General features: G+C 58.7%; 21 protein-coding genes and 8 pseudogenes. 12 read left to right on the forward strand and 17 right to left on the reverse strand.

Annotated features, from left to right (window positions below):
• Nucleotides 1-564 precede the first annotated feature (564 nt).
• From C934_RS32720 to C934_RS0127710, 7 genes and pseudogenes are all read left to right on the forward strand, one after another.
• Entirely contained in the window at nt 565-816 is a 252-nt protein-coding gene (locus C934_RS32720) for a hypothetical protein (RefSeq protein ID WP_018859792.1), read from the forward strand.
• Nucleotides 813-1,250: a hypothetical protein gene (locus tag C934_RS0127690; RefSeq protein ID WP_026372136.1), complete on the forward strand. Its 438-nt coding sequence runs from the start codon at nt 813-815 to the stop codon at nt 1,248-1,250. The genes C934_RS32720 and C934_RS0127690 overlap by 4 nt, the downstream gene beginning before the upstream one ends.
• The gene (locus C934_RS0127695) at nt 1,229-3,148 is read left to right on the forward strand and encodes an autotransporter family protein (protein ID WP_026372137.1); all 1,920 of its coding nucleotides are present in this window, start codon (nt 1,229-1,231) and stop codon (nt 3,146-3,148) included. Before C934_RS0127690 ends, C934_RS0127695 begins: the two co-directional genes overlap by 22 nt.
• A 372-nt stretch (nt 3,149-3,520) precedes the next feature.
• Nucleotides 3,521-3,973 carry a response regulator gene (locus tag C934_RS33330; RefSeq protein WP_245268028.1) on the forward strand — a complete coding sequence of 151 codons (453 nt, stop codon included), beginning with the start codon at nt 3,521-3,523 and terminating at the stop codon, nt 3,971-3,973.
• A 188-nt stretch (nt 3,974-4,161) separates the two neighbouring features.
• Nucleotides 4,162-4,620 carry a ProQ/FINO family protein gene (locus C934_RS0127705; RefSeq protein WP_018859794.1) on the forward strand — a complete coding sequence of 153 codons (459 nt, stop codon included), beginning with the start codon at nt 4,162-4,164 and terminating at the stop codon, nt 4,618-4,620.
• 133 nt (nt 4,621-4,753) lie between these two features.
• Nucleotides 4,754-4,849 (forward strand): annotated as a pseudogene (locus tag C934_RS35965) (GNAT family N-acetyltransferase); the annotation flags it as partial.
• Between the two features lie 157 nt (nt 4,850-5,006).
• A complete protein-coding gene (locus tag C934_RS0127710; protein ID WP_018859795.1) occupies nt 5,007-6,020 on the forward strand; it encodes a methyltransferase in 1,014 nt (337 codons plus the stop codon).
• Here C934_RS0127710 and C934_RS34230 read toward each other — a convergent pair.
• From C934_RS34230 to C934_RS0127735, 6 genes and pseudogenes are all read right to left on the reverse strand, one after another.
• Nucleotides 5,909-6,373 carry an SDR family NAD(P)-dependent oxidoreductase gene (locus tag C934_RS34230; protein ID WP_245268029.1) on the reverse strand — a complete coding sequence of 155 codons (465 nt, stop codon included), beginning with the start codon at nt 6,371-6,373 and terminating at the stop codon, nt 5,909-5,911. The genes C934_RS0127710 and C934_RS34230 overlap by 112 nt on opposite strands.
• Nucleotides 6,328-6,507: a hypothetical protein gene (locus C934_RS35970; RefSeq protein WP_018859796.1), complete on the reverse strand. Its 180-nt coding sequence runs from the start codon at nt 6,505-6,507 to the stop codon at nt 6,328-6,330. Before C934_RS35970 ends, C934_RS34230 begins: the two co-directional genes overlap by 46 nt.
• Before the next feature lie 192 nt (nt 6,508-6,699).
• Nucleotides 6,700-7,734: an AraC family transcriptional regulator gene (locus tag C934_RS0127720; protein WP_018859797.1), complete on the reverse strand. Its 1,035-nt coding sequence runs from the start codon at nt 7,732-7,734 to the stop codon at nt 6,700-6,702.
• Nucleotides 7,735-7,791: 57 nt separating this feature from the next.
• A pseudogene (locus C934_RS32735) lies at nt 7,792-8,613 on the reverse strand (oxidoreductase).
• Nucleotides 8,614-8,898: 285 nt separating this feature from the next.
• Complete coding sequence (locus tag C934_RS32740; RefSeq protein ID WP_018859799.1) at nt 8,899-9,411, reverse strand: DUF2147 domain-containing protein; 513 nt, start codon at nt 9,409-9,411, stop codon at nt 8,899-8,901.
• 226 nt (nt 9,412-9,637) lie between these two features.
• Complete coding sequence (locus C934_RS0127735; RefSeq protein ID WP_018859801.1) at nt 9,638-10,213, reverse strand: class I SAM-dependent methyltransferase; 576 nt, start codon at nt 10,211-10,213, stop codon at nt 9,638-9,640.
• A 722-nt stretch (nt 10,214-10,935) separates the two neighbouring features.
• Here C934_RS0127735 and C934_RS0127745 point away from each other — a divergent pair.
• The 3 genes and pseudogenes from C934_RS0127745 (at nt 10,936) to C934_RS32745 (ending at nt 12,709) form a co-directional block, all read left to right on the forward strand.
• Nucleotides 10,936-11,190 carry a type II toxin-antitoxin system Phd/YefM family antitoxin gene (locus C934_RS0127745; RefSeq protein ID WP_018859803.1) on the forward strand — a complete coding sequence of 85 codons (255 nt, stop codon included), beginning with the start codon at nt 10,936-10,938 and terminating at the stop codon, nt 11,188-11,190.
• Nucleotides 11,190-11,597 (forward strand): type II toxin-antitoxin system VapC family toxin, encoded by a 408-nt coding sequence (locus C934_RS0127750; RefSeq protein ID WP_018859804.1) that lies wholly within the window; start codon nt 11,190-11,192, stop codon nt 11,595-11,597. Before C934_RS0127745 ends, C934_RS0127750 begins: the two co-directional genes overlap by 1 nt.
• A 122-nt stretch (nt 11,598-11,719) precedes the next feature.
• Nucleotides 11,720-12,709, forward strand: a pseudogene (locus C934_RS32745) (tyrosine-type recombinase/integrase).
• Nucleotides 12,710-13,052: 343 nt separating this feature from the next.
• Here the strand turns inward: C934_RS32745 and repC are convergent.
• From repC to C934_RS32755, 10 genes and pseudogenes are all read right to left on the reverse strand, one after another.
• Nucleotides 13,053-14,273 carry a plasmid replication protein RepC gene (repC, locus tag C934_RS0127775; protein WP_018859807.1) on the reverse strand — a complete coding sequence of 407 codons (1,221 nt, stop codon included), beginning with the start codon at nt 14,271-14,273 and terminating at the stop codon, nt 13,053-13,055.
• Nucleotides 14,274-14,428: 155 nt separating this feature from the next.
• Nucleotides 14,429-15,442, reverse strand: a complete 1,014-nt coding sequence (gene repB, locus C934_RS0127780; protein ID WP_018859808.1) for a plasmid partitioning protein RepB — start codon at nt 15,440-15,442, stop codon at nt 14,429-14,431.
• A gap of 75 nt (nt 15,443-15,517) precedes the next feature.
• A complete protein-coding gene (gene repA / locus C934_RS0127785) occupies nt 15,518-16,723 on the reverse strand; it encodes a plasmid partitioning protein RepA (protein WP_018859809.1) in 1,206 nt (401 codons plus the stop codon).
• Between the two features lie 168 nt (nt 16,724-16,891).
• Nucleotides 16,892-17,062 (reverse strand): hypothetical protein, encoded by a 171-nt coding sequence (locus C934_RS34860; RefSeq protein ID WP_156828815.1) that lies wholly within the window; start codon nt 17,060-17,062, stop codon nt 16,892-16,894.
• A gap of 125 nt (nt 17,063-17,187) precedes the next feature.
• Nucleotides 17,188-17,484 carry a hypothetical protein gene (locus C934_RS0127790; protein WP_018859810.1) on the reverse strand — a complete coding sequence of 99 codons (297 nt, stop codon included), beginning with the start codon at nt 17,482-17,484 and terminating at the stop codon, nt 17,188-17,190.
• A 192-nt stretch (nt 17,485-17,676) separates the two neighbouring features.
• Nucleotides 17,677-17,919, reverse strand: a complete 243-nt coding sequence (locus C934_RS0127795; protein ID WP_018859811.1) for a hypothetical protein — start codon at nt 17,917-17,919, stop codon at nt 17,677-17,679.
• 326 nt (nt 17,920-18,245) lie between these two features.
• A pseudogene (locus tag C934_RS32750) lies at nt 18,246-19,387 on the reverse strand (site-specific integrase).
• Nucleotides 19,384-19,632 (reverse strand): type II toxin-antitoxin system Phd/YefM family antitoxin, encoded by a 249-nt coding sequence (locus C934_RS0127805; RefSeq protein WP_018859812.1) that lies wholly within the window; start codon nt 19,630-19,632, stop codon nt 19,384-19,386. The pseudogene C934_RS32750 and the gene C934_RS0127805 overlap by 4 nt, the downstream one beginning before the upstream one ends.
• A 45-nt stretch (nt 19,633-19,677) precedes the next feature.
• Nucleotides 19,678-19,752 (reverse strand): annotated as a pseudogene (locus tag C934_RS36535) (type II toxin-antitoxin system VapC family toxin); the annotation flags it as partial.
• Nucleotides 19,749-20,020, reverse strand: a pseudogene (locus C934_RS32755) (type II toxin-antitoxin system Phd/YefM family antitoxin); the annotation flags it as partial. The pseudogenes C934_RS36535 and C934_RS32755, both read right to left, overlap by 4 nt.
• A 182-nt stretch (nt 20,021-20,202) precedes the next feature.
• Here C934_RS32755 and C934_RS0127820 point away from each other — a divergent pair.
• Together C934_RS0127820 and C934_RS35975 are read left to right on the forward strand one after the other, a co-directional pair.
• Entirely contained in the window at nt 20,203-20,478 is a 276-nt protein-coding gene (locus C934_RS0127820) for a type II toxin-antitoxin system ParD family antitoxin (protein WP_018859815.1), read from the forward strand.
• Nucleotides 20,465-20,685: pseudogene (locus C934_RS35975) on the forward strand (type II toxin-antitoxin system RelE/ParE family toxin); the annotation flags it as partial. The gene C934_RS0127820 and the pseudogene C934_RS35975, both read left to right, overlap by 14 nt.
• A 223-nt stretch (nt 20,686-20,908) precedes the next feature.
• On the opposite strand, the pseudogene C934_RS0127830 reads toward C934_RS35975, so the two are convergent.
• Nucleotides 20,909-21,343: pseudogene (locus C934_RS0127830) on the reverse strand (IS66 family transposase); the annotation flags it as partial.
• Nucleotides 21,344-21,530: the final 187 nt, after the last annotated feature.

Here is a 21,530-nt window from a genome sequence, read left to right on the forward strand (position 1 = left end):
AACATGACACCACCGAGCAGCCACAGCTCGTGAAAATTTCGTTCTATCGGCGCATCTCTGATTTGCCGTAACAACTCGCCTGCGACTGCCGCTGTTGGTGTGATCAGGACGAGATCGTCAGAGCGGCGCCGAGCAGAACGGGCAAAGTTTGTTGCCATACGACCGGGGGGCGCGGCAATCGTTGGCGTGCGTAAGATTTCCTAGGGCAGGCCTCAATCGTCATTCCACGTTCGACGTTACCCTGCCGCCTGAGCCGCGCGTACTGAGGTCGAAAGGTCACAGTCATACACGGTTCAAATCGCTTTTGCTCCAGAGTGTTAGTTCCCAGGCTTCACAATCAGGTCGACCTGTACAATGATTGAAGCCACTGCTGGGGATCCCTTAACTGTATGCCGGAGAAGCGCAGGTATGACGAGATGGAATGGATCAACGAAGTACCGTCGCAAATCTTTTCCTTCTCTCCGCAAACAAGCTCTTCCTCCCCTAGTCAGCATCCTTAGCTTCTTCATAACTCTGCCGGCGTTCGCGGATTGCGATCCAGCAAGCCCCTCTTCCGGTCAGACGGTGACATGCACGGGTAATCCATCCGGCTACAGCAGCACTGCCAGCCTCGGCGCGCTCACGGTCGATATCCTCTCCGGTACCAACTTCAACGGTCCGCTCACCCTTTCCAATATCGGCACTCTTGGCGTGACCACCGCAGGAAACCTGCAGAGCGTCACGCTCGACAACAACGGTTTCATCACCTTCGTAAATTCCGGCAACATCAATAGCGGCCTGGTGATCACCGGCAATGGCATGGCACCTACTCGGTGACCAACAACGCCAACGCCACGACCTTTTCCTTCACGGGCAACAGCAACAATACGATTACCAACAACGGCACACTGAACCAGGGCATCACGGTCAATGGCGACGGCACGACGACGATCCTGAACAATGCAGGCGCCTCTATCAACAATGGCGTCTTCATCAACGGCGCAAGCCAGACCCGCATCGACAACTACGGCACCATTCAGAGCAATACGCTGCTCGGCACCGGTAACGACACCATCGTCAATTACAATCCGGGGGTACTCAATGGCACGGTAGATCAGGGCGCCGGCAGTGATCTCTTTCAAATGCTGGGCGGCCGGGTGAACACATCGGTCAACCAAGCCGCAGGCGCTTCGAGTTGTCGGGCGGCGAAGTCACGGGCTTTCTCAATGCCGGAGCCAACAACGATTCGATGCTATGGACCGGCGGCCTGATTGGCGGCATCAACATGGGCGACGCGAACGATGTGGCTCTATTCCAGGGTTTGACCGACACGCAGCTCAAAACGATCCAGATCAACGGCGGCCAAGGCAACGACACGCTGACCTGGCAGGGTACTCAGGGCAGCAACCCAAACCGGTTGATCAACTGGGAGCTCATTGAGCTCGAACAGGGGTCCAAGCTCACGATGAATAACAATCTTGTCCTCGGTGATAACGGTACCGGCAGCGGCGCACTGAGCATAGACTCGACCAGCGTGCTGAACGCCCGCGGCTTCCAGTCTACGATTTCGCCAGCGACCACAGGCGGACGTGTGACTGTAACCAACGCTGGTGTGATCGACCTCACAACCGGTTCGAACTCGACCTCGGACTCGCTCAAGATTGTCGGCAACTACGTCGGCAATTCTGGTCAGTTGTGGCTCCAGAGCACGCTCGGCAACGACAGCTCGCCGGCAGACAAGCTCGTGATTGATTCAGGAACGGCGTCTGGATTGACTGGAATTGTCGAAACGAATGTCGGCGGCGCCGGTGACGAGACAGATCAAGGGATCCTGGTTGTCGAGGCGATCAATGGGGCCACGACCGCGAACGGATCATTCTTTCTAAGTCGCCGCGTCAGCGCGGGGATCTACGAATATATGCTGTACAAGGGCTCGTCCGTGCCGGGCACGGAAAACAACTGGTATCTGCGCGACGAGTCGGGTGACAACGGTGGCAACGGCGGCGGTGGTGACAACGGTGGGAACGGTGGCGACGGTGGCGACGAACTTGACGGAGATGGCGGTGATCCGGGAACCTTCGATCCCGGTCCGACGATCCGACCCGAGGTTCCGATCATGACTGTCGTTCCGGCAGTGTCACGCGGCCTACTCAGGACGACACTCGGCACCTTCCACGAGCGCCACGGCGAGCAGGATTGGATGGCCCGTGAAAAGGCTGGCAACGCAGTCTGGACGCGCGTTTTTGGCGAGAACTACGATCAGGATCTAACCCGCCTACTCGACGAAACGTACGATGGACAGGCATTCGGCTTCGAAATTGGGGCGCCGTTCTACGAACGCGAGGGCAAGGGCGTACTGGATTCGTTCGGCGTCTTTGCCGGCTATTCTCGTGCGTGGGGCGACATCACGGCGGACGCGCTCAATCTCAACAGCATCCACGTCGGCAATCTTTCGATCGACAGCTATAGCATTGCCGCTTACTGGACCCGAACCTGGGACAATGGCAGCTACATCGACGGCGTTCTGATGAATTCATGGCTGGATACCGACACCCACTCGATAGGCGGAGCTGACAACAGCTTCAAGGGCGATGCGGTGACGGCGTCACTGGAGACGGGGACCAGGTTCAAAGCCACCGATCACTGGGATATCGAGCCGCAAGCGCAAATCATCTGGCAGTACCTGAATTTCGACCAGGCCCACGATCCGGGCGGCACGATCAGCTATGACGACAACGACGCCTTTACTGGTCGGCTCGGCGTACGCCTGCAGGGCAGTTATGACTACAATGGCAAGCCGGTCTCGCCTTTCTTGCTCGCCAACCTCTGGCACGGGTTCGAAACGACCGATGTCGTTACTTTCAACAACGCCGGTCGATGCTACTCGCAAGGCGACAACGCTGGAACTGGGCGGGGGAGCGACAGCGGATCTCTCCGAGAATGTGCGGGTCTATGCCAACGCATCCTACTATTTCAACCTTGGGGGCGAAGACTTCAGCGCCGTTTCAGGGCGGGTTGGGTTAAGGATCGTCTGGTAGCGGCTGACTCACATGACACGAGCGGAATAAAATTTCCCGTGTTGCCGGCGCAAGCTGCCGTGGATGCCACTGTGCTAAACGGGCGAGCGGCAACAATTTCGCTTCCGGCCAGACCGGACACCTTGCGTTGACCCGTCGAGCGGGAAAGAACGGACAAACTTGTCTCATGTCCCGCCACGCTGCGGCGTCAGGTGTATCTCGATCAGATCGCGGATGCGTCGCCGATCAACCTAGCGGGGATAGCCTGCCCGAGTACCCGACAGACGCCTGTGATACATATGTGTCGAGGCATACAGGAAAGGACTCGATCCTTATCCTGCGTGATGCGCTGCCTCGGCCTGAAGGCCAGGCTATCATCTCGAAAACGCGTTCGGTGGCAGGACGAAAGCTCCGCAAGCCAATCGCGCTCCAACGGCCGACTGACTTTGCAAAGTGCGATGCGGCAGCATATTGTTGCAATGCATCAATCGTGTTTAAATCCGGCTCCGGACAAGGAGGTGGCCTTGCAGCAGTCAGCAACCGGGAAAGAAGATTCGCACAGGATTCTCGTGGTAGAGGCCGACGCAATCCTGCGCGCGGTGATGGTTGCAGCTATCGGGGCCGCGGGCTTTCGCGCGATTGAAGCTGAAACTGGCGACGGGGCCTTGCGATGTCTCGATCGCCACAGTGATATCGCACTGGTGTTCACCGCGATCAACATTCCTGGCAATGTGGACGGTGTCGCCTTGGCAGTTCAAATTCACCGTCACTGGCCGGACATTGCGATCGTCATAACATCCGGGATCGTCAGCCTCAGGCAATCGAGCCTTCCTCGCCGCTGTCGTTTCCTGAAGAAGCCCTACCGCCCGGATGATGCCATCGTCTGCTTCAGGCTGCTGTTGGAACTGGACAGAGAGATCCCAGTATTTGGGCCTCAGTCGCGTCATGCTAACGTCATTGGCCTGGAAACGAATTGACTTCCAAGGGCCCATTGGCGGGGCCGATGTCGAGTTTTGGCTGGATACTAAAATGCCTTGCCTTGCTTCCACCGCATCGATCCTGCCTGCGCCTTGATCCATTCCCAACTGAAGCCGTGAAGCGGACCTCTCGTTTGTCAAACTCGCTTCACGATCGCCCACTAGGACGAAGCCAGAGGTGACATTTGATGACCAAGCCGTGGACTTACAGTCGTGGACCGATTGCGGCCAACGAGTCCGATCTTACCAAGGCAGGAGACATCAACGCGCTGCTGCGCCAGCCCATTGATGTTTTGCCCGCGACGATCGGCGATCCGATCAAACCGTTTGCAGTTGGTCTCTGGAACGAAGTCCGTTTACTGTTGAAGCCAGATATCTCCGTAACGACGCTTAGGAAAGCGACCGGAGCCTACATCCACTCGAAGCGATATTTCTTTGCGACTGCGCAACCGGACTCAATGCGTTTTGATCTCCAGGGCAACCCGATCGAACCTGTCTCCACTGCAGATCGTCTGTCCGCTCAGGCACGCTATCAGCGTATCAAACGATGCGATTTGCAGCTCGACCCTGACGCAGACATCGCTCCCTCTCTCCCCTCGATGGTAGACCGTATCCGTGCCGGTTTGCTCGCCAGGCGGCCAACTTAGCCACTGTATCGGTGAAGCTCCGCTCGTGCAGCATCGAACCGACCTTGATGAGTAAGGGGGGCAAAATCGGTGGCAGCACGTTTGTCGTTGAAGACGACGGTGATTGTAGGGATGTACTGCCTCCGAACTAATCGGAGGGAAACATGTTTGCAACTGCGGCTACATGACAGACACGGCGGCAAGTCGTCGAGGCGCGGCGCGTCGGATGCACGAGCATTCGCCTACTCACCTAGTGCTTCTTGATTAATTGCAGGACATCCCAAAACGCTCTATTTTCCCTTGCAGGGTGCCTCGACGAGACGAGACGGGACTGGGCATGCCAGGCCGGACCGCTTCCGCACCAATCCCAGATGCTGTTCGATGATACGATCAGGAGGAGAGGTACGATGGGCGAAACGACGCCGGACAACATCATGCAGCTCGGTATGGGGTTCTGGGCCTCCAAAGCCATGCTCAGCGCGGTCGAGCTCGGCGTCTTCACCGCGCTCGCGGCCGGCCCGGCCGACCTCAGCGACCTGCAGGCCAGGCTGCAACTGCATCCCCGCGCGGCCCGCGACTTCTTCGACACCCTGGTGGCCCTGAAGCTGCTCGAACGCGAGGACGGCCGCTATCGCAATGCCCCTGATACAGACCTCTTCCTCGACAAAGGCAAGCCCTCCTATATTGGCGGCATCCTCGAAATGGCCAATACCCGGCTCTACGGTTTCTGGGGCTCGCTGACCGAAGCCCTGCGCACCGGAGAGCCGCAGAATGAAGCCAAGCACAGCGAAGACTTCTTCGCCGCGATCTATGCGGAGCCGGCGCGGCTGCGCGGTTTCCTCGAAGCGATGAGCGGGATCAGCGCCGGTGCGGCGCAGGCGATCGCCGCCCGGTTCGACTGGTCGAAATACACGACCTTCGTCGATGTGGGCGCGGCGCAGGGCATGGTGCCGGTGGTGATCGCGCAAGCGCATCCGCATCTTCAGGTCATCGGCTTCGACCTGCCCGCCGTACAGCCGATATTCGACGAGTTCGTCGCCCGACAGGGTCTCGCTGACCGTATCCGCTTCCAAAGCGGCAACTTCTTTGACGGCCCGATGCCGAATGCGGATGTGATCTTGATGGGGCACATCCTGCACGACTGGGATCTTGCCGAGAAGAGGATGCTCTTGGAAAAGGCCTTTGCCGCGCTGCCGAACGGCGGGGCCGTGATCGTCTACGATGCCGTCATCGATGACGAGCGCCGCTTGAACGCTTTCGGCCTTCTGATGAGCCTGAACATGCTGATCGAGACCCCCGGCGGGTTCGACTACACCGGCGGCGACTGCCAGGCATGGATGCACGACGCCGGTTTCGTGGCGACGCGCGTCGAGCCGTTGCTGGGGCCGGACTCGATGGTGATAGGCTTCAAGCCTGACTGAGCGCAAACCGCGACCGCGGCCGGTGGTCCGCAAGATCGACCAAAGATGTCGATCGCCTGGCGTGCCGGGGGGCAAAATCGGTGGCAGCAGTTTCGGTGAGCGAGCATAGAAGTGTGCATAACCCGGCGTTTTGAGTCTAGATCGATAACCCGGGAATTCTCCTGCAGGGGCAAATGCATCGCCTCGAACGCCCCTTTAGAGGCGTGATAGAATCCGATGATCGGGCTTGCGACGAGGCCTGCCACACTGGAAACGCCGATGATATGGCCGCTCCCCTGCTTGCGCAGCAATGGCAGAGCTGCCTGGATCACGCGTAGCGTGCCGAAGAAGCTGGTTTCAAATTCCGCCTTGATGTCGGCTTCCGCCGTTTCCTTTCGAGCGAGCGTGCCGTGGCAGCGACTTTGTCGCCGCGGTAGAGGGCAGCTTCCGCCCAGATGCGACCGAAACCGCGGGAGGCGCCGGTGATGTACCACACTTTGCCAGGCATTCTGATCTCCTTGAATTGATTGCTTGCTTCAGATGCCTCCGGCATTTTTTTAGTACCAGCGAGGGCGTGCCGGCGCAGTCACCGACGGCGCCAATCGGATTGCGGGAGGCGCCAAAGGGTTTTTACTGTTCAATACTGGAGAATGGTTTCGCCGTCGCTGCGAGGAGTGGAGCGTGTCCACTTCCGTCTGTATCAATGCAATGAAAGGATCGCTGGCGCGTCCCGCCCGTTCAATTCGCGCCATTGCAGCGGTGTCAGCCCTTCCCAGTCGCGAAACGCACGATAGAAGGAGCTGCGGTCCTGATAGCCCAGCAGACATGCAACCTCGTCAATGTCGGTGGCCGGATTGGACAGGAGCTGGCGTCCGAGGTCCTGGCGCGCTTCCGACAGCAGCTCACGGAATGTCTTGCCCTCGTCGGTGATGCGGCGCTGGAGTGTTCTTTCGCTCATGTTGAGGTCCTGGGCGACCTGCGACAGCTCGGGCCGTCCACTTGCCAGGCTTCGTTTCAGCACGACCTTGACCTGATCGCCGATGGAACTGCGGGCCTGCAGTTCACCCATAGCAGCGGCAAGCGCAGGCGTCAGAATATCCAGGAGTTCGGGGTTGTGCCCCGGAAACGGCCGGTCGAGATCGGAGGATTTCAGAACAAGTTTGTTTCGGGTAGCACCGTACTTGATCGGACATCCGAAGAAGGCTTGATGGAGATCGCTCTTCGGCCCCGCACTCATGAACTCGACGCGAAGAGGCGCTAGCGGCTGCCCGGTCCCGCGACGGCCGAGCTCAACCAAGAAAGCAAAGGCGACGTCGGTGGCGATACCCGGTTCCGGCTCGCTGGCGTATATCCAGTCGCTGGTGATCGAGACTTCGCCTTTCTCTTCGTTAAAACTTAACTGCTCGGGGGTGCAGAGCCGTTTAAACCGCGCGACACGGTAGAGACCATCGCGATAATCCCTGGCATGAAAGGCCGCCAGGGTGGACGGTGGATGGACGGTTGTATCGGCTTCGCGGACCAGCCGAAGCCCAAGGGCAGGCTCCGGCGCCAGTTCCTCGAGCGCCCGGAAAATCGCGAAATACTGCGCCGTCGTCACCATGCCCTTTTCGCTAAGGTGCAGCGTGGCGGGAAGCCGGGCCTGACGCAGAACCGCGGATGGCGGCAGGCCGATCCTTTCGACCGCACGCCAGAATGCCAGGGGAACCTTGCATTTATCCGCCGGTATTGCCGTCATCCGGGTTGGCCTTTTCGCAGTACTCATAAAGGATGCCGGGTTCGATTGCCCGAAATTCTATCGCATCTGGCTCATGATGATACGATCGAACATACGGTCACCAAGCCATTTGCGGATAGCGATCATCGGTTTCGCGTATTTGCCGGCAACATAGCGTACGTGGCTTTCTTTTGCTGACGGCCGTGGAGACGACATCAGCGATCACCTTCGGATCCGTGCCGCGACCATGACCATAAGTCGCCTTGGTGGTCTTTGCGACGGCCTGCGAGACCTTGGCATAGGCGCCGGCGCCCGAGCGCTTGACCAGGCCGTCGGCAACCACATCGCCGAAGCCGGTCTCGATCAGACCCGGCTCCACGATCACCACATTGATGCCGAAGGGTGCCAGTTCCAGCCGCAGGCTGTCCGACCAGCCTTCGAGGGCATGCTTGGTGGCATGATACCAGGCGCCGAGCAACGTATAGATCTTGCCGCCCATCGAGGTGATGTTGTGCCCGCCCCCCTTTGGCGCATCGCCGGCAAGAGAAGCTGGGTCAGGCGAGCCGGGCCGAAGACGTTGACCTCGAACTGGTATCTAGCCTCGTCGAGCAGAATGTCCTCGACCGGCCCGTAAAGGCCGAAACCGGCATTGTTGACCAGGACATCGACACCGCCACTTTCCGTCAGAATTGTGCTGACGGCAGCCTGGACCTCGTTGTCGTCGGAAATATCCATCTGCAAGGCACGCGCGCCGATTTTCTCCAGATCTGTCATCTTGTCGACGCTTCGTGCGGCCACGTAGACCCTGAAGCCGTCGGCGATGAGGCGCTTGGCAATTTCCTTGCCCATGCCGGAGGATGCACCGGTTACAAGTGCTGTTTTCTTGCGGTTGTCGATCATGTTTGCCTCTCTGTTCGTGAAATCACAGATAGGGCCTCGCCAGCATAAGGTCATTGACGGAACATGCCATCACTGTTGCATAGTGCGCCAATGGCATCGATGGCGCCAAGAAAATTGCCGTTCGGAGGAACAGCACCATTCTTAGTCGAGAGACAAGCCAGCAGCGGTTCCGTCTCATCCCAGGAAGGCAGGTCAGTTGTACTCAACAAATCGGGCGGGTGCCGCCTCATGCGGCATCCGCCCGACGCCGAACCGGCGAGTTCTCACCATGTGCGGGGGCGCTACTTATGTTGGAAACCCGTCGGCTGAGCTCATGTCCGCAATCACAGAGTTAGCCGCCCACGCGGTGGAAGGCCGCGTTTGTCCGAGTGCGGAGATATAACCGCGGAGATTCATTTTGCCGCCCTGCATGGTAATCTGGCAATTATAGGTGCGGCCCGAGGAGCCATCGTAGAGCGCGCCGCCGGTCCAGCTCCCATCATTCCAATGAAGACCGGTGATGAAGATGACATTCTTCATGGAACGGGAGCGCAAGGCCGGATCAGGGTTTTTGGCGTCCTTCTTGAAAGTAACGTTGTCTGCTTCCATCAATTGATTGCCATAAAGCAGGCGCGCCCGGAACTCCGGTCCTTCCTTAAACATATCCAGTTTTACGCTGCCGTCGTTGGCCTGCCATGTTCCGACGATAGCGTCGGCCGGAGAAGCCTGCTGCGCATGGGCCGCCGGCACCGCGGCCAGTCCGATTGTTGCCACTGCCAGGAATATGGCAGATCGCCTTGAGACCTTTGACACGTTCATAAGTTGAAACCTTTTCAATAAATCGATGTTGATGCATCCGCACAGGAAAGACGAGGACCTTCGTTCCGGCTGCCATCTCTGTCGCGACCACAGTACCGGCCGATTTGCATCGGCCTGGGGCAGTCCGATGTTGTTTGTTGTCGTCGGACGCGAGGAAGACTAATGGCCTGCCGGGCACTCAGCAGTGACCGAGCACGTCAATCCAGTTGCGCAGTCCGCCAATGAGCTATTTACCAGGCCGGCGGGTGGTAATCCGATAGACCGCGGCCGGTGGGAGGTTCCGAAAGGTTCGGTCCACCTGCGTTGCGTTCAGATCAAGATGATCAAGAACTGACTGGGGGACAGGACACTTGCTCATGTAAGTGAACTGGTAGAATGCGCCGCCGGGCCGCAGGTGCCGGAAAGCTCCTTCGAGGATCTCCATCACCTTGCCTGCCGGCATGGTCAGTAGCGGAAGGCCGCTAACGACGGCGCCCACCGACGTCTCTGGTGGAAATTTAAGATCTTGCAGAAGTGCAGCGTCCATCGACAGTACCCGGGCACCTGGAAAGCGGCCCTTGAGGCGTTCAACAAACTCTTGACTGTACTCGACCAAAGTGAGGTGTTGGGGCCTGACGCCGCGTTCGATCATCTTGGTCGTAAACACGCCGGTACCCGGCCCGAGTTCGATGACATGCCCCGTTTGTGGTGTGATCTCCCGCGTAATGATCTCGGCAACCGCCCGTCCTGACGGTACGATGGCGGCTATCTGAAACGGTCGCGCGACCCAAGCCCGAAAGAAAGCCAAGCTATCGCTCTGCATCTCGCCTCCTGCGAATGTGGCGGAAACGGAGTGCGGTTTGAATGAGTGTGCCGCTACCAACCTGCTGCCGCTTCCAAAGCTGTTCGACAAAGCCTCGATGTCACCGATCCAAAACGGATCGATCATCACCTAGGGCGCGGAAAAGGTATTAATTGGCTGCAGGGTTTGCAGTGGCAGGGTATGCCAATCGAGTGGCAGATTCTGCCAACCAACTTCATCGAGCGCTTTCGTCAACCGCGTGGACCGCCAGATAAGGCAACAACCAACCGGGAGAGTGCGTCATGACCCGGCATGGCAAATCCATTCATATGGTCTGCTCAAAAACAGAGCGGGCCAACGGGAGGGCCTGCGCCAGTCCCAATGGCGACGGCTATCAGCGGGGCAAACGTGCTCTCAATCACCACGAAAATCTCGGCAATCACACCTGCAAACACCACTCTCGGCTTGCTGGGACCGACAAGCGCCGCTGCCATCAGCGGCCCACCGGCAGATCCGATACACAGAACCCCATAGCCAGAGAATGCCGACCGCGGGTTCCTGCGTGGGAGGCCTTCGTATGCCTGACGGCACTCGAAACCTAAACGTTATCGGACATTTCTTTCTTCTTTAGACAGGCCACCGAATCAGGCCGAAATCGCCCTCGATCGGTGGAAATTTGCGCTTTCACCCGCCGGAAAACAGGTATATATGGCTAGACAGTCTAGCTAGTTTGGAGCAAAGCAATGGAATGGCAACTGCAGGACGCCAAGAACCATTTCTCGAAAGTGGTGCAGAAGGCACGACACGAGGGGCCGCAGATCGTCACGCTTCGTGGAGAGCGCACTGCCGTGGTGCTGTCCGCCCACGACTATGACGCTCTGCGCGCCGGCCGACCGACGCTGGTCGACGATCTGCTTGGCGGTCCCGCTTGGGACGATGAGCTCGCCGATGCGGTCGAGGCGCGCGCCAAGACGCCAAGCCGCGACGTGGCCTTCTGATGTATCTGGTTGACACCAACATCGTTTCGGAGGCGCGACGCGGCACGCCGCAGGCGGTTGCTTGGCTGCGCTCGGTAGACCCGCTTAGCATCCATCTGAGCGCGCTGACCCTCGGCGAAATCATGCGCGGCATTGCGCTGAAACAGAAGTCGGATCCGAAGGCCGCCGCTCACCTCGCCGAATGGCTGCGCAAGCTGCGCCACGACCATGGCGACCGCATCCTGCCGGTGACCGACCAGATCGCCGTCGAATGGGGCCGCATCGCCGCGATCCGGCCGCGTGGCGATATTGACGGGTTGATCGCCGCGACCGCCATCGTCCACGACCTGATCCTCGTCACGCGCAACGTCAAGGATTTTGAAGACACGGACGCATCTGTGATCAATCCCTGGGAGACACCGGCGTGAGCGGCTCAGCGACGGGCTCGGAACCGCAAGAAGTCGATCTCTCCCACCCGGGTGGTGTAACGGTCGACGCGAATCCTGGTGGCACTGCACTCCCCTCCCTTGTTCCAGAAACGAGCGCCGCCTTGCCGGCGCGCCTCGAGCGCCTCGCCGATCGGGCCCGCGGTTATGTCGAGGCCTCCAGCTCCGCCAACACTCGCAAGGCCTACGCCTCGGACTGGAAGCATTTTACCGCCTAGTGCCGCCGGCAGAACCTTACTCCCCTCCCCGGATCCCCAGGTCGTCGGCCTCAAGATAACCGCCTGCGCATCAGGCGCCACATCGGCCGACCGCAAGCCCAACTCGGTCACAACAATCGAACTCCGTCTCTCTTCGCTGTCCTGGAACTACGCCCAGCGTGGCGGCGAGAATCTCGATCACAAGCACCGCGCCATCGCCACGGTCATGGCTGGCATCCGCAACACCCATGCTGCCCCTCCCCGGCAGAAGGAAGCCGTGCTTCTGGAAGACTTGCTCGCCATGCTCGACACCCTCGACCGCGCTACATTGCGGGGCTTGCACGATCGCGCCATGCTGCTCATCAGCTTTGCCGGCGGCCTGCGCCGCTCGGAGATCGTCGGACTGGACCTTGGTCGCGACCACACGGAAGACGGCCGCGGCTGGATCGAGATCCTCGACAAGGGCCTGCTCGTCACCTGCGCGGCAAGACCGGCTGGCGAGAGGTCGAGATCGGCCACGGCTCGTCCGACACGACCTGCCCGGTCGTTGCCGTCGAGACCTGGATCAAGTTCGCCCGGATCGCCAGAGGTCCGCTCTTCCGCCGGGTCCTGGGCTAGGGCAAGGACGTTGGGCCGGACCGATTGAATGACCGGGAGGTGGCACGTCTCGTCAAGAAGGCGACACTTGCCGCCGGTGTTCGCGGAGATCTGAGCGAGGGTGATCCGGCCGAGATATTCTCGGGCCATTCGCTGCGTGCCGGCCTTGCGTCCTCGGCCGAAGTAGACGAGCGTTACGTCCAGAAGCAACTCGGCCATGCCAGTGCGGAAATGACCCGCAAATATCAGCGCCGCCGCGATCGCTTCCGGATCAATCTCACCAGGGCGTCGGGGCTTTGAAGGCCCCACCCCTATTGGTGTTGCGACATCGTTAGGTAAAATTCACGCGTCTGATTTTCAGCTCAGCGCTCCAATTGAAATCGGGAAGTAAAAGCCACACTTGGTGGGCGGTTCTGGACTGGCGTGACGTGGTCGTGAGCATTTTCTGGTCGGGTCTAACATCCTTGACATTCCAAGAAGTCGCGCTGATTGCGGAAGTAAACCAAGTGTTCTTTTCCGTTGCTGGTTGGTGGCCAAACTCCAGGTATACGTTGATGACTTCGGCGAAAGGGCAAAAGCGCTGCCTTTTGGACGTCATTCGTGGTTCGTGATGATGCTTTGTCTCGATGCAATAGGCAGGTTTCTACGTGATTGTGCGAGCGCGGCCCTCTGCGCCTGAATTCGCGCGCAACAGGGCCATCAGCATCGGCGTGGGCGAAAATGCTTTCTGGCGAGCGCGTCGGGTCAAATCCCTCAGATAACCGCCGGCCGAGTTGATGTGGCGAGCGCGCTCAAGGATACAGGCGAGAGTGATGGCAGTGTTTTCCGGTCCCATCACATGGCAGGCATCCTCGAAGGTGGCGGAGCTGACGCCGAGCATCGATCTGACGACGGCCGATGCAGCCATCAGGTCCCGCCAGGTGGCAATGGTTCCTCCTGGTCCGTAGGCGCCAATGTCTGTGCACGCCCTGAGCACCATGCTCAGTGGCACGTTCTCTGCGTGGCTTCGCGCAGGTCCGTGATGGGCATCTGGTTCGCAAGCGAGAGGTTTGCGGTCACGTTCAGATTCAATATGAGATTCAGTATTAGAACTCTGTGTGTGGTGCTCACTGTGAGCATCATTGGTGCTTGGATTATCGGAATCTGAGTGGAATTTCAGGATATTGATGACTTCGGACAACAGAAGGCCCATATCGTTCAGAACACGATTGATGGTCTCAAGGCTGGCCGAGTGGTTCAGTGGTTTCAGCAGGTCGGTGCAGGCTTCGCTGATGCTGTCCCAATCGCCACTGACACCTTCCTCGGCGGCCATGGCGATGAGCTTGCGAACATCGCGCCGGCAGATTGTAAGCTTCTCCCTGGCTCTGCGGATCGCTGCTCGTTCTGCGACAACCTGGTTGGCAAACGCTGCAAGCTCGTCTGCGCGCGCAAGCAGCGGAGACAGATCGAACCCGAAGGCACTTTCGATCTCCCCTCCCCTGCCCCGGTGGGCGTAGCGCTTGCCGTTCGCACTGTCCTTGCGCAGGATGAGACCTGCCTCGACGAGGAAAGCGAGATGCCTGCGAAGCGTTGCTCCGGCGATACCATGGGCGCGAAGCGAAAGCTGCGCATTCGAAGGGAAGACGACAAGCTGTGCGTCCTGCCTTAGCTCATTTTCCGGGTGGAAACTCAAGAGGGCATCGAGGACGGCCAGACTTCGGTCCTTGAGGTCAAGCATCACCTTGGCCTCGGAGACGTCGCGGAAGATCTTCCACTTGTTTGCTGATTTGCCTTGCCTGATTTCGGAAACGATTGTCTGGCGTTTCACGAGCGCAAGCGTCATCGGCCGCCGCCCAAAGGGCGTCGTTATGTGTTCACCGTGCATTTTCCTTCACCTTTCAGAAGGCAAAAGAAATTTGCTCACCAAAACGGTGCCAAAGACTCTTGACTGCGATTCGAGGAAATGCGATTCTCTAAGTGTCTAGTTCAGAGGAAGGCTTCCACGGCGGCAACGTTGAGGGGGCCTTTTTCTTTTGCTGTTCAGTCTCCCGTTTGCTGTTTTTCGGTTGATCTTGAATACTGCTCGAAGAGGCTGTCCATATTGCTGGAGAGCCACTGGCCGAAGGATTTGCCCTTCGGATTTCCAAACTCCATCACAAGGCCGTTGGCCTTGGGCTTTGCCGTCACGCTGACCGACTGATCTGCCGGAGCCCAGGCGGAAACGGTGGGCTTCTGCTTGGACGGACGACCTGACTTGCTTGAGCTCTTCAGAGCCGTGAGAAGATAAAGAAATCTCGCGTCGTCGCTCGTGAGGGCGGCAAAGCCGTCCTCCTTCACCGTCTGGCACGCTCGCTGGGCCACAGACGGATTGAGAACGAGTTTCTTCAATTCCTCCCACCGATCTCGGCCGACGCCCTTGGCAGCCCCCAGAGCGTCCAGCACGCTGTCAGGAACGACTTCTGCAACGGAAAGCATGCGCGACAAAAGGCTGTCATCGACGGTAAGTGCTGACTTAAGGACGTCGCGGGACATTCCGCTTCGCTGCAGCTTGCTGGCAAAGATCGCCTTTTCGATAAAGGTCAGATCGGCGCGGGCCGTATTTTCCTGGCCTTGGGCGATAACGTGCTCGATATCGGCAAGCGGTTTGACGACGGCACGTACCTTCAAACCAAGCTCGCGTGCAGCACGCGCACGACGATGGCCGAACACAATCATGTATCGGCCGTCATCGGTTGGATGCGGCCGCACGAGGATTGGGGTGGATTGGCCTGAGAGCCGAATGGCCTCCCGAAGACTGGTATATGCCTCGTCGTCGTCGCCAATCCGATCGGCAACGAAAGAACCATCGAGATCGCCTGGATCGAGCGATATGACGGTCTCGCCGTCAAGCACCCGCATGGAGGTCTCGGCAAGCTCGTCAAGGGACTGGATCATCGAGCGTGACGCCCCTCGTCGCGTATAGGAGGCGCGTGCTTCAGACGCAGTGACGGCGGCGCGGTCGACATCGTCGCCCAGCGTCGCCGTTACGCTCGCAAAGAGGTTCTTTCTAGCCATTTCCATCTCCGCTTTTGGTATTCATCTCCCTGAAAGCAATCGACTTTCTGATCGTTTGCACGGCTGTCAAAAACGTCACTTCCGTCCCCACGCGCCGTGGATCAAGGAAACAATCTCTCCATTGACCGCATTCAGGCTCTCTACCGCTCGTTCATAGGTGGAGCGGGTAAACTGCGACTTCTCAATTTCGTACAAGGTTTGCTTGGTAATGCCGGCATCCGAGATTGCCGTGGACTTCAGCATCTGGTTCTTCAACATGCGTTTGTTAAACAGCGCCTGGAGAAAACCGACCATCTGCGCCTGCGGCTGGTCCATCGGCTCATAACGCGTTACCAGGTAACGGAACCATTTCAGCTTGACCGAGGCCCCTGCCCCCTTGATCGATTCAAGGATGCCGCCAAGCATCAACAGGAACTGGCTCATTGACATGACGTCGAGCATCTGCGGATGGACGGTGATAAGAACCGCCGTGGAAGCGCTGAGTGCCGTCAACGTGAGGTAGCCAAGCTGCGGCGGGCAGTCGATGACGACGACATCGTAGTCAGCGTCGACTTCCTTAAGGGCCTGCGAAATGCGGGTGAAGAATAGCTTGCCTTCCTGCTGGCTCTTGGATGAGGCGGCAAGAGGGGTCTCATACTCGTATTCCTGCAGTTCGAGATTTGCAGGAACGATGTCGAGGCCTGGGAAGTTCGTGGGCCGGATCAGCTCCTTGATCGACTTGCGCTCACTGTCGTAGCGGAGAGCCTCGTAGAAGGATGGATTGCGGTCGAGCTCGGGCTGGATGCCATGGAGCGACGTGAATGATGCCTGCGGATCGAGATCGACGGCAAGCACGCGGTGGCCGGTTAGCGCGAGATATTGCGCGAGATGGGCTGCGGACGTCGTCTTGCCCGAACCGCCCTTGAAGTTGACGACGGAGATGACCTGCAGCTCTTCGCCATTGCGGCGATGCGGCACATACTTCTTGAAATCCGATCGGCCATGCTTGTCGAGATAGCGGCGCAGCTCCATCATCTGCTCGGCGGTGTACGAGCGACGGCCAGAGCCCGACAGCTGAGGCGCAGGGCCCTTGCCTTCGAGATGGAGCTTCTTGATATGGTTCTGGGTGACGCCGAGGTACTCGGCAACCTCGGCCAACGAGAAGTGCCTGAGGCCCTTCATAGCGTTCGGTGGGTACTGTTCCAGCCGAAGCATGTTCAGCTTGTCGGAGATGAGTTCGCCTTGTTCAAGGATTTCCTTGTCAAACTCAAGGTCTTCGATGAAGACTGGTGCCATGTTCATATCTTGCCATTTTCCGGAATAACGCTTTTCTCAAGCGATTTGCATCTTAAGCGTGATTTAGATGCGATTCTCTGAATGGCGCAAGAAGTTTTTAGTTAACAAAGGCTTAATATGCCCGGTTCTCCGGCAGAAACGCCTTCCAATGGCGAAGTGCGCACGGCAGAGCCGCTAAAAGCGAATCAACCTGCTGATTTTGCGAGATATTTTTGCTGTTTGCACGGCTGTCAAAAGATTCGCGGCCGCACAGTTCAAGAAATCGGTGTTGTCCACCGAAAATTGTTTAGAGAGCAATTCGGCAGCGACCGGTGTGGCGCCCATGCAATCGACAATGCCTGCCAAGGGACCTCCGCTGCTAACCCCAGCCCTATCGCCCGTCATTGCCTCGGATCAACAAGAGGGCATTGAAGGACACAGGATGGCGAAGTCTCAAACTACGCCATCCTTCCAAAAGCCGGGCCGGCAGATCAGTTGTTATTGTCCGCGCAAGTGTCTTCGGCATTTTCTGTGTTGCTGTTACCGCCCTGGGTCTGCAACGAATTCTTTCCTTTGATCGACTTGCAGTTTTCCTTGTTGACGTTCTGGGTCGTGCTGCCGGTGGTCGACCTATCAACCTTCTTCATCTTCATGGGTTTGGTCGTGCTTGTGGCGGCGCCATGGTTCTTGTCCATGGTGGAGCCCGCCGGAGCCGGGTTTGATTGTGCAAAGGCCGAACTGGCAAGTCCGATGGCCAGGAGCGACGTGGCGACTAATTTCAGATGCATGACTGCCTCCATAAAACCGCTGCGTGATTGCAACTAAGTTTGAAACGGAGGTGAAAAGCCGTTGTTCCGAGATCCGATCGGCAAACCGGTGCGGCACTGTCTTGATCATAGCTATTTTGCGCCCCGCGGCGCGAACCGTCAGCGCCTTTGATTCAAGACGACCTTCGCAGTAATTGCCCGTCGCAATTGCTGTCAGGACGGGTTGAGGTCCTGGAGGATGGAGAAATTTGCGCAGCTCGCGTCTACATTTCCGATCCGGATCAGATGCTCGGACCTTGCCGTCAGAAATGCCAGTCGCACGGCCTTTGCATTCTTGGCACGCATCAAGAGTTCTTGGTGTGCAAAGAGAAGTCCCGAGCGGCCTGAAAGCTCGAATGCGACGTGTTCGCTGTGGCCATCGTCAGCAATTGTAATCGTCGCCAGGCCGGATTGCATTGTGAGTTCCCCTCTGATTCCGGGGCCAGCATCGTCGACTTCGCTGGAGGCTACAACGGGTCGCGGCAGGCAACCCACAGGATCGTGGTGCACCTTGAACCGCACCATATATTGATGGGTGAAGGACGAAAGCAGCCGGGGCCGATTGGGGAAGCAAGGAAGGCGGCCAAGACTTCGGAGCCATCTCCGGACGATCCTGCCTTCACGTCGAGCGACAGGCAGGCTGGCAGATGGCTAATCGGCTGGTTCAAGGGGTCCATGCGTCGGACTGGGGGAGAAGCGTTCTTCCGGCTTAATCGAACGTCATCTTGGTGTTGGTTGTGGTCCTAAAGCAGGCGGGCGGCGCGCCCGTTGCGCCGCGACGCGTTGTTGTAGTAGCTCGACGCCTGTTGGACGGATCGATGCCGCGATTGCTCCATCGCCTCAGGGAGCGGAACGCCGCGATTGGCGGCTTCGGTCAGATATCCCGACCGCAGCCCATGCGCGGAGAAATCCCGAGGCTCCAACCCAGCCATCGCCGCCCTTTGCTTGACAATATCGTTGACTGCCTTCGGATCGAGCGGACGGCGCGAAACATTACCCCAGCGATCGATAGCCCGGAAAATCGATCCCTTGTTGATGCTGGCGGCGTCGAGCCAGACGTTCAATGCCTCAACCGGCCGGCCAGTGAGATAGACGACCTCATCCTGATCGGCACCTGATGTTTTCGTGCGGCCGAGATGGATGGCGAGCGAGGGCAGGGGAGGGCCGTCGTTGACCTCGATTGCGGGCTCGACCGTGAGCTGCTCCTTGCGCAGCCCGGCAATTTCGCTGCGCCGGCGGCCGCCTGAGGCGAAGGCCACCATCAGGATGGCCCGATCCCTGATATCGCGCAGGCTGCCGCCGCTGCAGGTCGCCAACAGTCTGGCCAGCACGTCGGCTGTCACCGCTTTCGCGCTCTTGCGCATTCTCGGGCGCGGTGCGGCGCGCACCGCCAGCCGGATTGCCGATTTGAGGGCAGGGGAGGCGAAGACCCCCGTCAATCCCCGCCATTTGGTCAGCGTCGACCAGGTGCCAACCGGCGGCGCACCGTGTCGGGGGCATGTGGCCCGCCTGATCTCAAAAAGCCCTGATCGCGCAGCCTCTGCTCGGTGGCCGGCGGCATACCATGGCCCGGTTCAGTTTCGCGCTTCTGCGGATCCCACAGATGGTGGGCGACGAATTTCAGCAGCAAGGCTTCCGGCGCCGGCCAGGGCAAAGGGCTGCCTGTGGCCGCCAGCGACCAGGCCTGCAGCTAGGCGAGGTCGGACGTCAGCGCCCGCAGCGTATTCTCGCCCATGCCCGCATTGACAAGATGGCGGAGGGTTTCGACATCCTGATCGGTGAGCAGCTCGGCCAGTTCATCGCGGCGCCCGATCGGCAACGCCGCAGCGATGGTATCGAGTTCTCTTGCGCGTTTTTCGATCAAGCTTGGCGACTCGCTGCTCATGCCGGCAGTCCGTTCTCGTCATAGAGGTCGTCGTGGTTTGAGGTCAGGTCATTGCTCGTCGGGCGACCCTCTGCTGCCAGTGCCAGAAAGTCATCGATCGTGCCATGGTCCGCCTTCCGCACAGCCATGATGACCGCAACGGGATTCCCCACACGACAGACGACAACCTCGTCGCCGCGCAAGGCAGGGTCTATCAATTCTTCAAGCCGTTCCGCTGCCTCGGCAACTTCAACGCAGATCTTCATCGTTATTACCTTTACCAGACACGTTCATGCAAAATCGGGTCGAACGCGCGCCTTCAGTGAAAGCCGATCGCTGCCGATCGTCCACCAGTAGACCGCGTGACTATCGAGAAGATCCTTCATGCCGTGGCCTTGGAACCGGCGGAGTCGCCCTGCCACACGCCGAGGTCGTCATTCCAGTCGCCGCCGTCGATGGCGTCCTGTTCGGCATCGCTTTCGTCGAACAGGTCATCCGGCAGGCGCCGCTGGCGCAACAGTCCGGACGAGCGCTTGCCGCCGTCGGCCGGGCCGATCCGCGCGCAGACCTCATTGTCGCGCATGATGACAATTTCCTCACCTGGTTGGCGCGCTCAGGGACTTCGGCAAATTTCTTGCGTGCTTCGCTTGTACGTGGCCTGCGCCCTTGCTGGCTTCCAGTATGTCTGGTTCGCTACCATAGCATGCCCTACCGCGCGTACAATCGCCATATACGCGTGGTGATCGGAAATGCGTCTCAGCTGGTAATAGCGCCATCGAGAAATCGCTTGATATATGCGACTGGGTGGCAATGCTGGAAGCAAAGGAGCTGACGTCATGAGCGTAAAATCATCGATTTCGCTAACCGAGCACCAGGATTCCTTTGCGCGATCGCTCGTCGACACAGGACGGTATTCGAGCTTGAGTTCGGTTATTCAGCAAGGGTTAGAGCTTCTTCGACAGAAGACGGAGACTGAGTCCGCTGAGACGGAAGCCATGAAGGAGCTGATTCACCGGCGGCTAAGCGGAGCGTCTATGTCTGAAGAGGCAATGGCAGGCGCGGTCGACGATATGATCGCGCGTAAGCAGAGAGCTCTTCGTGTGGAGTCTTGAATATTCCGTCGAAGCGGAGCGCGATTTTGAACTGATCTTCGATCATCTCTTCGCCGCTTACTGCGATCTCGGTGACCATCCCGACGAGGCGTTGGAGTGTGCTGCCGGCCGAGTTCATGGCCTTCGCATGTTGATCAACGGATCGCCGAGATCGGAACATTGCGACCCGATATTTATCCGGGCATCCGCTGTTTGCGACGAGACAAGGGCTGCAGCCAATGGTCCAACGAGCAAGCTTACGTCTGGTCGAGAAGCAACTATTTCGACCAAGAAGCGCTCACTTCCGATAACCGATCATTATCGATGATTAGAAGGCTAACCCAGTCCCGTCAGCTGCAGCGGAAGCATTCGTTCATATCGCTTCCGGTGAATGGCGCGTTTGCCATGATGTCAATGCGTTAAGATCGTTTGAAATTGTGCATCTCGAGGCGAGCACCAAGTCGCGAACATAGGCGCTTTTGTACCCCTTGAAGCGTGAGCCGGCCGGCGCATTGATGAGCAGGACCTCCTCCCGGCTCACCCGTTTCACATCCAACTTCGCACCGCGCGGCTTCTTCTTTGCCTGGGCTTTGTCATCGGATTTGGCATCCGTCGCCTTGTCCGTGCCGGAAGAGCGAAACGGTGGGCGCGGCGGCAGGTTCTTCAACCGGGCGATCTCGTCGCTCAGCTGCTGATTGTCGAGTTTCAAGCGGGTGTTTTCGAGCCGAAAGGTGGCGTTTTCCTCGCGCAGCTGGATGTTGCCGGCCTCAAGCTTCGCGAACCGGGCTTCCGCTTGCTGCGACCGCTCCAACAGACCGGACACAAGACTGCGCAACGCATTCAGCGACAGCGTGTCGGCATGCTCGGGGGGGAGCCGCTTCGTCATTGCAGAATCGAATCATGACTTGCCCCTGCAGGAGAATCCCCAGGCTATCAATCTGTGGCGGCAGGGTTGAAATGTCCGCCGGTTTGCAAAGTAGATGGGGTGGTTGCCGCCCTCTCCAAGTGGCATCGTTAGACGCTATCATTTTAGAGCGTGTTTGGACCAGTAGCGGAGAGGACTACACATGACG

The sequence above is a fragment of the Rhizobium sp. 42MFCr.1 genome, from assembly GCF_000377185.1.
Classification (GTDB): Bacteria; Pseudomonadota; Alphaproteobacteria; order Rhizobiales; family Rhizobiaceae; genus Rhizobium; species Rhizobium altiplani.